This window comes from Streptomyces sp. A2-16 (assembly GCF_018128905.1).
GTDB lineage: Bacteria > Actinomycetota > Actinomycetes > Streptomycetales > Streptomycetaceae > Streptomyces.
On sequence record NZ_CP063808.1, the window covers coordinates 3380618 to 3392181 of the forward strand.

General features: G+C 70.9%; 13 protein-coding genes and 1 tRNA gene. 11 read left to right on the forward strand and 3 right to left on the reverse strand.

Going from position 1 to position 11564, the window contains the following annotated elements:
- Positions 1-51: 51 nt before the first annotated feature.
- Positions 52-1056 carry a LacI family DNA-binding transcriptional regulator gene (locus tag IOD14_RS15265; protein WP_212670495.1) on the forward strand — a complete coding sequence of 335 codons (1005 nt, stop codon included), beginning with the start codon at positions 52-54 and terminating at the stop codon, positions 1054-1056.
- Between the two features lie 18 nt (positions 1057-1074).
- On the opposite strand, the gene IOD14_RS15270 is transcribed toward IOD14_RS15265, so the two are convergent.
- The gene (locus IOD14_RS15270; protein ID WP_123993910.1) at positions 1075-1419 is read right to left on the reverse strand and encodes a cupin domain-containing protein; all 345 of its coding nucleotides are present in this window, start codon (positions 1417-1419) and stop codon (positions 1075-1077) included.
- A gap of 123 nt (positions 1420-1542) precedes the next feature.
- Here IOD14_RS15270 and IOD14_RS15275 point away from each other — a divergent pair, with 123 nt between their 5' ends.
- From IOD14_RS15275 to IOD14_RS15310, 8 genes are all read left to right on the forward strand, one after another.
- On the forward strand, positions 1543-2064 hold the full coding sequence (locus IOD14_RS15275; RefSeq protein ID WP_212670496.1) for a hypothetical protein: 522 nt from the start codon (positions 1543-1545) through the stop codon (positions 2062-2064).
- Positions 2065-2115: 51 nt separating this feature from the next.
- On the forward strand, positions 2116-2598 hold the full coding sequence (locus IOD14_RS15280; protein WP_212670497.1) for a hypothetical protein: 483 nt from the start codon (positions 2116-2118) through the stop codon (positions 2596-2598).
- Positions 2599-2751: 153 nt separating this feature from the next.
- Entirely contained in the window at positions 2752-3402 is a 651-nt protein-coding gene (locus tag IOD14_RS15285) for a GntR family transcriptional regulator (RefSeq protein WP_123993908.1), read from the forward strand.
- A 48-nt stretch (positions 3403-3450) separates the two neighbouring features.
- Positions 3451-4200: a PIG-L deacetylase family protein gene (locus tag IOD14_RS15290; RefSeq protein ID WP_123993907.1), complete on the forward strand. Its 750-nt coding sequence runs from the start codon at positions 3451-3453 to the stop codon at positions 4198-4200.
- Complete coding sequence (locus IOD14_RS15295; RefSeq protein WP_123993906.1) at positions 4197-4901, forward strand: 4-carboxy-4-hydroxy-2-oxoadipate aldolase/oxaloacetate decarboxylase; 705 nt, start codon at positions 4197-4199, stop codon at positions 4899-4901. Before IOD14_RS15290 ends, IOD14_RS15295 begins: the two co-directional genes overlap by 4 nt.
- Before the next feature lie 23 nt (positions 4902-4924).
- Complete coding sequence (locus tag IOD14_RS15300) at positions 4925-5983, forward strand: 4-oxalomesaconate tautomerase (protein WP_249126270.1); 1059 nt, start codon at positions 4925-4927, stop codon at positions 5981-5983.
- On the forward strand, positions 5980-6930 hold the full coding sequence (locus tag IOD14_RS15305; protein WP_212670498.1) for a VOC family protein: 951 nt from the start codon (positions 5980-5982) through the stop codon (positions 6928-6930). The genes IOD14_RS15300 and IOD14_RS15305 overlap by 4 nt, the downstream gene beginning before the upstream one ends.
- 114 nt (positions 6931-7044) lie before the next feature.
- Positions 7045-8367 (forward strand): aromatic acid/H+ symport family MFS transporter, encoded by a 1323-nt coding sequence (locus tag IOD14_RS15310; protein ID WP_212670499.1) that lies wholly within the window; start codon positions 7045-7047, stop codon positions 8365-8367.
- Positions 8368-8387: 20 nt separating this feature from the next.
- On the opposite strand, the gene IOD14_RS15315 is transcribed toward IOD14_RS15310, so the two are convergent.
- Positions 8388-8984 carry a TetR/AcrR family transcriptional regulator gene (locus tag IOD14_RS15315; protein WP_212670500.1) on the reverse strand — a complete coding sequence of 199 codons (597 nt, stop codon included), beginning with the start codon at positions 8982-8984 and terminating at the stop codon, positions 8388-8390.
- 175 nt (positions 8985-9159) lie between these two features.
- On the opposite strand from IOD14_RS15315, the gene IOD14_RS15320 reads away from it, so the two are divergent.
- Together IOD14_RS15320 and IOD14_RS15325 are read left to right on the forward strand one after the other, a co-directional pair.
- On the forward strand, positions 9160-10587 hold the full coding sequence (locus IOD14_RS15320; protein ID WP_212670501.1) for an MFS transporter: 1428 nt from the start codon (positions 9160-9162) through the stop codon (positions 10585-10587).
- Positions 10588-10668: 81 nt separating this feature from the next.
- A tRNA-Pro gene (locus tag IOD14_RS15325) sits at positions 10669-10742 on the forward strand.
- 290 nt (positions 10743-11032) lie between these two features.
- On the opposite strand, the gene IOD14_RS15330 is transcribed toward IOD14_RS15325, so the two are convergent.
- On the reverse strand, positions 11033-11557 hold the full coding sequence (locus tag IOD14_RS15330) for a hypothetical protein (RefSeq protein WP_212670502.1): 525 nt from the start codon (positions 11555-11557) through the stop codon (positions 11033-11035).
- Positions 11558-11564 lie beyond the last annotated feature (7 nt).

An 11564-nucleotide genomic window follows, 5' to 3' on the forward strand; every position in this document is an offset into this window, starting at 1 on the left:
TCACTGTCAAGCCTTTGACAAGTCCCTCGGGCTCGTGGAACGGTCCATCGCATGAGACCGCCGACGATCCGCGATGTGGCCGAACGCGCCGGTGTGTCCAAGTCGCTGGTCTCGCTGGTGCTGCGCGGCTCCGACCAGGTGCGCCCGGAGAAACGGGAGGCCGTGCTGCGGGCCGTGCGCGAGCTCGGCTACCGCCCGAACGCCGCCGCCCGCAGCCTCAGTGAGCAGCGCACCCGCACGGTCGGCGTCCTCCTCAACGACCTGCGCAACCCCTGGTTCGTCGACCTGCTGGACGGCCTGAACTCACTGCTCCACGACAACGGCCTGCGCATGCTCCTGGCCGACGCCCGGCTCAACCGCCGTACCGGGCAGGACCCGGCGGGCCCCTTCCTCGACCTCGGAGTGGACGGCCTGGTCGTCGTCGGCACACTGCCCGACCCCGCCGCCCTCGCAGCGGTGGCCGAACGCCTCCCGGTGGTCGTGGCCGGTGCCCGAGAGCCCAGGCTGCCGGGGGTGGACATCGTCGCCAACGACGACGAGCGCGGCGCCCGCCTGGTCACCGAGCACCTGATCGGCCTCGGCCACCACCGCATCGCGCACATCGCGGGATACGGGGCCGTCGGCGAGCTGCGCCGGGGGAGCTTCGAGGCGACGATGCGCGCGCACGGCCTCGCCTCCGGGGCTCTCGTCGAGCCGAGCGACATGACGGAGGAGGGCGGCTACCGCACGACGGTCCGGCTCCTGAGCCGCACGGACCGGCCGACGGCGGTCTTCGCCGTCAACGACATCGCCGCGATCGGAGTGCTGTCGGCCGCCGAGGAACTGGGGCTGAGCGTCCCGCGCGACCTGTCCGTCGTCGGCTACGACAACACGAGCATCGCCCGGCTGCGCCACGTCTGGCTCACCACCGTCGACAACGCCAGCCACGAGGTCGGCCGCCGCGCGGCCCGCTGCCTGCTCGACCGGTTCGAGGGGGGCGGGGGAGCGGGGCGTACGGATCTCGCGGCGCCGGTGCTGGAGATCCGGGGGACGACCGCGGGGCCGAAAGGGCAGTGACGGCGTCCCCGGTCCCGCTCAGAGGTTGATCGCGTACGCCTTCCGCAGCGTCCGGTGCACCGTCCAGGTCGTACGGTCGCCCTCGCGCAGTACGGCCATGTCGCCGGGGCCCACCTCCAGCGTCGGCCCGCCCTCGACCTCGATGGTCGCCGAGCCGCTGATGACGACGAACAGCTCGTCCGCCTCCGTGTCGGTGACGACGCCGGGAGTGATCTGCCAGATGCCCCGGATCTGCCGACCGTCCTCGGACTCCCAGACCACCTTCCCGGTGACCTCGGGCGTCCCGGAGACGATCTGCTCCCGGGCGAGGGGCTCGGACTCGAGCTCGGCGTCGGGGATGTGCAGTACGAAGCTGTGGTCCATGGACCGACCCTAGCGAGATCGTTCCCGGGCCGTCCGTCGACAGAGTGTGCAGTGTCGGCGCAGGTGGGAGGACACTCCGTCGCGGACTGGCGGCGCCGCTGTGCCCGGGTGATCGTGGAGGGCATGGCGGACACCGCGGACACCGAGCTCGCCGCGCCCCGGGCGCATCGGCACGACACCCGCGAGGCCGTTCTCTTCGGCGGCGTCTACGGCTCGGTCCTGGCCTGCTCCATGGTCGCCGCGCTCACCCAGTACGGGCACACCTCCCGGGACAGCCGCCGCTACGACGCCGCGTGGCTCCTGGTCACCGCCCTGGCCTCCGCCCTCGCCCACGGTTACGCCCACTACATCGCCGAGCGCACCCCGCACCGCCGCTGGGACGCCCTGCGCACCCTGGCCGACGAATGGCCCCTCGTCGCGGCCGTCGTACCCACGGCGATCGTCCTGGCAGGCGCCGGCTGGGGCTGGTGGCCCGCGGACGGCGTCGAGTACCCGGCCTTCGCCCTCAACATCTCCCTCCTGTTCACCCTGGGCCTGGTCACGGCCCGCTGGTCGCACCGCTCCTGGGCGGCGACGATCGGTATCGGGGCGGTGGACGCGATGCTGGGGGTGGTGGTCGTGGTGGCGAACGCGGTGATCAAGTAGTCCGAGAGAATCGGAGTGCGTCCGGGCGGGCGCACCGGGCAGCATGGCGTGATGCCCCACCTGTTGTGGGACGACGTCAAGAACTTCTTCGATCCCGACCTCATGGGGGCGCTTCCCGACCTCCGCGTCCCGGGCACATCGTCGGCGGACTGGCAGGCGGTGCTCGACCTGGTGCGGTCGCGGGGATGGTCGTACGCGTACTCCGAGGACGGTGTCGTCGTCCGGCTGCCGAGAGCCGAGGAGATCATGAGCCGGGGCGGGCGCGTCGACGCGGTACTGCACGTACGGCCTGCTCCCGGAGTCCTGGTGATCTTCCGGCCCCACGAGGCCGGCGCGATCGACTTCGATGTGGATCTGCGGGAGTTGCAGGGCCAGACGGGCGTTGATGCGCTGTGCCACCTGCTGCGGGCTGTCGGCCGACGGCTGGGCAAGCCAGTGCTGCTGACTCCGGAGTCGGATCCACTGCACCCCGTTCTCGGCTACGACGTCACGGCCGACCGGGTGGTGCTGCTCGCGGACCCAGGGCTCGGGTGACTGCCACGGGTCGGGAGCGGTCGGTGTCGGTGCGGTCTGGTGGCTGAGACTGACTGGCTGTCAGCTGACGGCGGCGATACGGCGGACAAAATTGTTGACAATCTTGTCTGGCTAGATTTAGGTTCGACAGGCACTCACTCAGGGAGGGCAACGATGCCGAAAGAAGCCCGTCCGAGCACCGGGGAGCAGGCCAAACAGCATGCGCTCGCGCAGCTGCGGCAGGCGATCCTGCACGGCGAGATGGCACCGGCGCAGCGGCTGGTGGAGAACGAGCTCGCCGAGCAGTTCGGTGTGACACGGGCCAGCATCCGGGCTGCGCTCATCGATCTGGAGGCCCAGGGTCTCGTCGAGCGGATCCGCAACCGGGGCTCCCGGGTGCGGGTGGTCACCGTCGAGGAGGCGGTCGCCATCACCGAGTGCCGCATGGTCCTGGAAGGGCTGTGCGCGGCCAAGGCGGCCACCCTGGCCAGTGACGAGCAGCTCGCCGAGCTGACCGAGCTGGGCACGGCGATGACCAAGGCCGTGGCCGACGGCGAGCCGGTGACCTACTCCGAGCTCAACCAGGAGCTGCACGCCAAGGTGCGGGAGTTCTCCGGCCAGCGGACCGCCGTGGATCTGCTGGAGCGGCTGAACGCCCAACTGGTGCGCCACCGCTTCCAGTTGGCGCTCAGGCCGGGACGCCCGCAGCACTCCCTGAGCGAGCATCTGGCGATGATCGAGGCGATCAGGGCCAGGGATCCGCAGGCGGCCGAGAAGGCCGTCCGCGCCCACCTCACCAGCGTGATCGAGGCGCTGCGCGACTGAGCCGCGCGGGGCGGGCGCGAATCCGTCCACTCCAAGGAGATGTCCGTGATGACGCAGCCAGGCGCGCCCGCCCGTCCACGTTCCACCCTCGTGATCACCGCCCATGCCGGGGACTTCGTGTGGCGGGCGGGCGGGGCCATCGCCCTGGCGGCCTCCCGGGGCGAGAAGGTCACGATCGCCTGTCTGACCTTCGGCGAGCGGGGGGAGTCCGCCAAGGCGTGGCGTGAGGGCAGGAAGCTGGAGGAGATCAAGGCGATACGGCGGGACGAGGCCGAGCGCGCCGCCGCCCGCCTGGGTGCCGAGGTCCGCTTCTTCGACGCCGGCGACTATCCGCTGGTCCCCACCGCCGAGTTGACCGACCGCCTCGTCGAGGTCTACCGGGCCACCCAGCCCGACGTGGTGCTCACCCATCCCGTCGAGGACCCGTACAACGGCGACCACCCGGCCGCCAACCGGATGGCCCTGGAGGCCCGCGTCCTCGCGCAGGCCATCGGATACCCGGGCGAGGGCGAGATCATCGGCGCCCCGCCGGTCTTCTACTTCGAGCCCCACCAGCCCGAGATGAGCGGCTTCAAGCCCGAGGTCCTCCTCGACATCACCGAGGTGTGGGAGACCAAGCGCAAGGCCATGGAGTGCCTCGGCGCCCAGCAGCACCTGTGGGACTACTACACCGACCTCGCCGTCCGCCGGGGTGTCCAGCTCAGGCGCAACGCGGGGCCGAACCTGGGCCTGGCCCACAAGACCATGGCCGAGGCGTACATGCGGCCCTACCCGCAGATCGCGAAGGAGCTGGCATGAGCGGCGTGATCGTCACCAACCCGCCGAAGGCCGAGCTGAAGGACGTCGACGCGCTCGCACGGTACGGCGTGGCCACCGTCAGCGAGGCCATGGGCCGAACCGGCCTGCTGGGTCCGGATGTCCGCCCCGTCCAGCAGGGCGTACGCGTCGCGGGCACGGCCGTCACCGTGATCGGCTGGCCCGGCGACAACCTCATGATCCACGCGGCCGTCGAGCAGTGCGGCGAGGGCGACATCCTCGTCGTCACCACCACCTCCCCTTGTACGGACGGCCTGTTCGGCGAACTGTTCGCGACCGCGCTGCGACAGCGCGGGGTGCGCGGGGTCGTCACCAGCACCGGCATCCGCGACACCCAGGAACTGCGCGACATGGGCTTCGCGGCCTGGTCCCGCGCAGTCTCCGCACAGGGCACGGTCAAGGCCACCGGCGGCTCGGTCAACGTACCGATCGTCGTCGACGGCCAGGTGATCCACCCGGGTGACGCGATCCTCGCCGACGACGACGGCGTCGTGGTCGTCCCGCGGCGGCGCGTGGCCGAGACGGTGGAGAGGTCCGAGGCTCGCGAGGCCAAGGAGGCGGCCACCCGCGCCGCCTTCGTCGACGGGCAACTCGGCCTGGACCGCTACGGGTTGCGCGAGACGCTGCGGCGGCTCGGAGTGGAGTACCGGACGTACGAGGAGTACGAGGGGGAGCGGTCGTGAACGAGGAGGTGCCCTGCGTACTGATGCGGGGCGGCACGTCCAAGGGCGCCTACTTCCTCGCCGGCGACCTGCCCGCCGAACCCGCCCTGCGCGACGACCTGTTGCTGCGGATCATGGGCAGCCCGGACGACCGGCAGATCGACGGCCTGGGGGGTGCGCACCCGCTCACCAGCAAGGTCGCCGTGATCTCGCCGTCCGCCGACCCCGGGGCCGACGTCGACTACCTCTTCCTCCAAGTCGCCGTCGACCGGCCCGAGGTGAGCGACCGTCAGAACTGCGGCAACATCCTCGCCGGAGTCGGACCGTTCGCCGTGGAACGCGGACTGGTCCCGGCGGGGCAGGAGGAGACCGCCGTCCGGATCCGCATGGTCAACACCGGAGACCTGGCCACGGCGACCTTCCCCACGCCGGGCGGCCGTGTCGACTACAAGGGCGGGGCCGCGATCTCGGGCGTACCGGGGACGGCGGCCCCCGTGGTGATCGAGTTCCCGCCGGGCGAGGGGCAGTTGCTCCCCACCGGCAACACGGTCGACGTCATCGACGGCGTCGAGGTGACCTGCGTGGACAACGGCATGCCGACCGTCCTCATCGCGGCCGACTCGCTCAAGGTGACCGGCTACGAGACACCCCGGGACCTGGAGGAGGACGAGACCCTGGCCGACCGCCTGCGCACCATCCGCCTGGAGGCGGGCCGTCTGATGGGCCTCGGTGACGTGTCCGACGCCACCGTCCCCAAGCTCACGCTGCTCGCCCCGCCCCGCGACGGCGGCGCGGTCACCACCCGCACCTTCATCCCGGTGCGCTGCCACACCTCCATCGGTGTCCTGGGCGCGGCGAGCGTGGCCGCGGGCCTGCGGATCGAGGGCACCGTGGGCGCGGGGATCGCGGTGATCGACCCGGCCACCGACCGCGTCCGCATGGAACACCCCACGGGATTCCTGGACATCGAGAGCAGCGTGACGGCCACGGCCGACGGTCCGCCCTCCGCCCGCCGTACCGCCGTGGTGCGCACCGCCCGCAAGATCTTCGACGGCACCGTCTTCCCCCGGGCCGCCGACCGACCCACAGGAGGTCACCGATGACTCCGCCGCTCGGCGACATCGCCCACATCGGCCACGCCCAGCTGTTCACACCGGACCTGGACGCCAGCGTCGGCTTCTTCACCGACTACCTGGGCCTGACGGTCAACGGGCAGGACGGCGGCACGGTCCACCTGCGGACCTACGACGACTACGAGCACCACAGCCTGGTCCTCACCGCCCGCGAGCAGCCCGGCCTCGGCCGGCTCGCCCTGCGCACCTCCAGCGAGGAGGCCCTCCATCGCCGTGTCAAGGCGGTCGAGGAGTCGGGCGGAACCGGCAGGTGGGTCGAGGACGAACCCGGCCTGGGCAAGCTGTGGGTCACCACCGACCCGGACGGCCACGAGCACGCCCTCTACTGGGAGAGCGAGCACTACCGGGCCCCCGAGGAACTGCGGCCGGCGCTGAAGAACCAGCCGCAGGCCAAGCCCAACAGGGGAGTGGGCGTACGGCGGTTGGACCACATCAACTTCCTCGCCGCCGACGTGCTCGCCAACGCCGAGTTCCAGCAGAACGTCCTCGGCGCCCGGCCCACCGAGCAGATCCGCCTGGACAGCGGGAAGATCGCGGCGCGCTGGCTGACGTACACGAACAAGTCGTACGACGTCGTCTACACCTCGGACTGGACCGGCAGCGCGGGCCGGCTGCACCACATCGCCTTCGCCACCGACACCCGCGAGGACGTGCTGCGCGCGGCCGATCTCGCCATCGACACCGGGGTGTTCATCGAGACGGGCCCGCACAAGCACGCCATCCAGCAGACGTTCTTCCTCTACGTCTACGAGCCAGGCGGCAACCGCATCGAGCTGTGCAACCCGCTCACCCGGCTGGTCCTCGCCCCCGACTGGCCGCTGGTCACCTGGACCGAGGAGGAGCGCGGGAAGGGGCAGGCCTGGGGGCTGAAGACCATCGAGTCGTTCCACACGCACGGGACGCCGCCGGTCGGCTGAGGCGTTCGGAGCCACCCCTCGCCTTGATTGTCGATGAGATTGTTGACAAAAGCGTTGACACTCATGGGGTGGCTCCTTAGCGTCTGGCGCACCACGTACGAGAGGTAACCAACGATGTCCTCCTCCCCCTCCCCGCTCTCCGCCCGCGGCGGCAGGCTGGCCCTCCTGGTCGTCGGTCTGTGCTGGCTGGCCGTGCTCTTCGACGGCCTCGACATGTTCATCTACGGCTCGGTGCTGCCCCACCTGCTGGAGACCAGGACCTTCGGCCTCACCCCGGACCAGGCCGGCGACCTCGGCAGCTACGCCACCTTCGGCATGCTGGTCGGCGCCCTGGCCGCCGGGACGGTCGCCGACCGGATCGGGCGCAAGAAGCTGATGGTCTCCTGCGTGACCCTCTTCTCGCTGGCCTCAGGCCTGTGCGCACTGGCCGACGGCGTCGCCGTCTTCGGCCTCGGCCGGACCCTGGCCGGCGTCGGCCTGGGCGGCCTGCTGCCGACCGCGATCAGCATGGTCTCCGACTACGCCCCGCGCGGCCGCGGCGCCATCGTCATCGGCCTGCTGATGACCGCCCACCACGCGGGCGGCATCCTCTCCGCCTACGTCGCCAAGTGGCTCGTCGACCCGGTCGGCTGGCGTGCCGCGTTCTGGGTCTGCGTCCTGCCGCTGCTCTTCGCCCCGGTGCTGGCGAAGTTCCTGCCCGAGTCGCTGAGCTTCCTGGTCGCCAAGGGCCGCACCGAGGAGGCCAGGGCGCTCGCCGGGCGGTACGACGTCGAGGTGCCGGCCGCGAGGACCGGTGGCGCCGGTGACCGGTGGGGCAACCTCGCGAACCTGTTCCGCGGCAACGAGTGGATCCAGACCCTGCTGTACTGGGCGGCCTCCTTCGGCGGACTGCTCCTCGTCTACGGCGTCGCCACCTGGCTGCCCACCCTGATGCGGGCCGAGGGGTACGAGCTGGGCTCCGCCCTGTCCTTCGTGGTCGTGTTCAACCTCGGCGGCATCGTGGGCATGCTGGTCGCGGGCCGCGCCGCCGACCGCTTCGGCGCCCCGCGCATCGCGGCGATCTGGTTCGCGCTGACCGCGGCGGGCGTCTTCCTGCTCAGCGTCCACCTGTCGACGGCCGTCACGATGATCGTCGTCTTCCTGACCGGCGTCTTCCTCAACAGCGCCCAGACGATGATCTACGCGACGGTCTCGATCCGCTCCCGCGCGGACAACCGGGCCACCGCGGTCGGCTGGACCTCCGGCATGGGCCGCTTCGGTGCCGTCTTCGGCCCCTGGCTCGGCGGCCGGCTGCTCGCCTCGGGCAACGGCGACCGGGGCTTCACCGCCTTCGCCGTCGCCGGCCTGTCGTCCATGGTCTTCATCGGCGTCGCCGCCCTGCGCGGCTCACGGCAGGCGCCCACCGGCAGCGAGCGGGAACTGGTCGCCGCCCACTGACCTTCCGGGCGCGGGGGCTCCTAGTCGCTCTCCGCCCCACGCGCCGCTCGCACCCCGTCCAGCGCGATCGACAGCACCCGATCGCGCTGGACGTCGTCGTCGAACGTCGTCGCCGTGATCCCGGCGACCATCCGCAACAGGTCCACGAAGTCCATGTCCCGCCGGGCCAGCCCCGCCTCCTGCGCCCGCGCGAACAGCGGGCCGCCCGCCGCGTACATCGACTCCCGGCACGCCGCGAAGATCTCCGACTCGTCGTTGAGCGCCTCGCGCACCGCCCGCTTGGTCACCATGTAGCCCGCGAACCGGTCGAGCCACGCCGTGAGCGCCTCCCAGGGCTCCCGGTCGGCGAGCTCCTGGGCCACCCGCACCAGCGTGTTCACCTCGTCCGCGTAGACGCTCTCGAAGAGATGGCGGCGAGTGGGGAAGTTCCGGTACAGCGTGCCGATGCCCACGCCCGCGCGCCGTGCGATGTCCTCCAGGGAGGCCTCCGCCCCGTGCTCGGCGAACGCCTCGCGCGCGGCGGCCAGCAGGGCGTCGTAGTTGCGGGCGGCGTCCTTCCGGTGAGGTCGGCGGGCCGCGACGATCTCGCTGACGGGGAACGACGACGGGGCGGTCACGACTGCCTCCCGGGAGACGAAACGGAGGTATACCTCCGGAACGGTTGAAGCGGAGGGTTGCCTCCGCTAGAGTGGAGGCGCACCTCCACTTTAGCAGTCGAGGTGCGCTTCGCCCTTTCCGCGACCGCTTCCCACGAGGCTCCGGCCGCACCCCGTTCGTTCGGAGAGGCTCCTCATGCCCCGCAAGTCCACCCGCCTCACCTTCACGGTCCTCGCGACCGGTGCAGGCGTGTTCTCCATGCTGCAGTCGCTGATCGCGCCGGCCCTGCCGACCGTCCAGCACGCGCTGCACACCTCGCAGTCCACCGCGACCTGGGTGATGACCGCGTATCTGCTGTCCGCCTCGATCTTCACGCCGATCCTCGGCCGTGTCGGCGACCTGATCGGCAAGAAGCGCACGCTCGTCGCCGTCCTGGTCACGGTGGCCGTCGGCTGTCTCCTCGCCGCGCTCGCACCGACGATCGGTGTCCTGATCGTCGCCAGGGTCGTCCAAGGCGTCGGCGGCGCCCTCTTCCCGCTCTCCTTCGGCATCATCCGGGACGAGTTCGAGGCTTCCGAGGTGAGCGGCTCCATCAGCAACCTGTCCGCCGTGATCGCCGCCGGCGGTGGCGTCGGCATGGTCGCCGCCGGACCCATCGTGACCGCGCTCGACTACCGCTGGCTGTTCTGGATCCCGGTCGCCATCGTGATCGCCGCGACCCTGATCGCCGTACGATATGTGCCCGAGTCGCCCAACAGGGCGCAGGGGAACGTCAATTGGCTCGGCGCCGGCCTGCTGTCCGCATGGCTCGTCGCGCTGCTGCTGCCGCTCAGTCAGGCGGGCACGTGGGGCTGGGGGTCGGTCCGGGTGCTCGCGCTGTTCGCCGCCGCCGTCGTGCTGTTCACGCTGTGGCTCTCCTCCGAGGCCCGCTCCCGCACCCCGCTGATCGACCTGAAGGTGATGCGCCTGCCCGCCGTCCGGACCACCAATGCCGCCGCGCTGCTCTTCGGCGCCGGGATGTACTCCATCTGGTCCTTCCTGCCGGGCTTCGTCCAGACGCCGTCGTCGGCCGGGTACGGCTTCGGCTCGAGCGTCACGGCCGCCGGACTGCTCATGCTTCCGATGCTGGTGGCGATGTTCCTCTCCGGTGTGCTGAGCGGCCGTCTGGAGCCGGTGATCGGCGCGAAGGCGCTGCTCACCGCGGGTGCCGCGCTCGGTGCGGTGGCCTGTGGGTTCCTCGCCCTCTGGCACGACGAGCAGTGGCAGATCGCCGTCGTCGCGGGCCTGTTCGGCCTCGGCATCGGACTCGCCTTCGCCTCCATGGCCAACCTGATCGTGGGCAGCGTCCCGGCCGACCAGACCGGCGCCGCGACCGGCATGAACGCCAACATCCGCACCATCGGCGGCTCCATCGGCGCCGCGGTCACCAGCGTCCTGGTCACCGGTCACCTGCAGCCCTCGGGACTGCCCCACGAGTCCGGCTACACCCACGGCTTCGCCCTGCTGGCCGTGCTGTGCCTCGCGGCGGCACTGGCCGCGCTGCTCGTTCCGGTAGGGCGGACCGTGCGCCGCGTGGTCACGGAGGGCACCGAGGTCCGCGAGACCGTCGCCACCCGGGGCTGACGTCCCGCCAGTCGGTCCGACCGCACGCGTACGGTAGGGTTTACCTGCGCGATCACACGGCACACCCGTGGGAGACGCGGCCGGGACGTGGCGCAGCTTGGTAGCGCACTTGACTGGGGGTCAAGGGGTCGCAGGTTCAAATCCTGTCGTCCCGACTGGAGACAGTCGCAGGGCAAGGCTGGTTTCGGGGGTGCCCGAAACCAGCCTTGGTCATTCTTGGGGGCCAGTTGGGGAGGCGGCGCCACGGTGACCGGGTGGGCGATGTGTCGGCCGGTGTGACCGCTGCAATCGTCACCGACGCGACCTACGGTGTGATCGCCCGGAACGCCGTGGCCGACATACTGCTCGGCGGTGGCCTTCGACTCAGTAAGTCGCCCTGATCACGGCAGACCCCGGATTACCGTCCGCGCGAACCCTTGCGCGGGCTCACTGCACAGGTGAGCAGTCATACAGGGGGCTGCTGGGCCAGGCCCAGTGCTGTCAGCAAACGGGCGAGGGGGCCGTCGGCCGCGTACCGCACCTCGGACACCTTCACGGTCTTGCGCCCATCCGCCTCTGTGATGACCTCCACGTTCTTCTCGACGGCACGTCCTTTGCGGTGACACTCGCGAATCAGCAGCGCGGCGGCCAGCGTGACGGCGCCCAGCTCGGCGATGAACATGCTCTGCCCTGCCTGACCAACTGCGTCCACGAACAGGGGAGCCGTGTCTGGACGGTCTTCCAGCGTCCTGAGCATCGCAAGCCGCAGCAACTCCGCGCGCTCGGAATCCGCTGCCAGTTTGTCGACCGCCTCCTTGACGCGCGCGCCTTCGTCAGGGTCTGCAAAGCTCGCTTGCCAGAGTTCCGCGACTTCGTCTTCGAGGTCGACGTCGAGTGCGCCCAGGAGATAGGTCCGTGCCGCCTCGTCGAGTGCCTTGCCGTCGAGGCGCCCGAGTGTCGTGCGGGCTTGGGGCAGGTCGATGTCATTCATCGTGGCT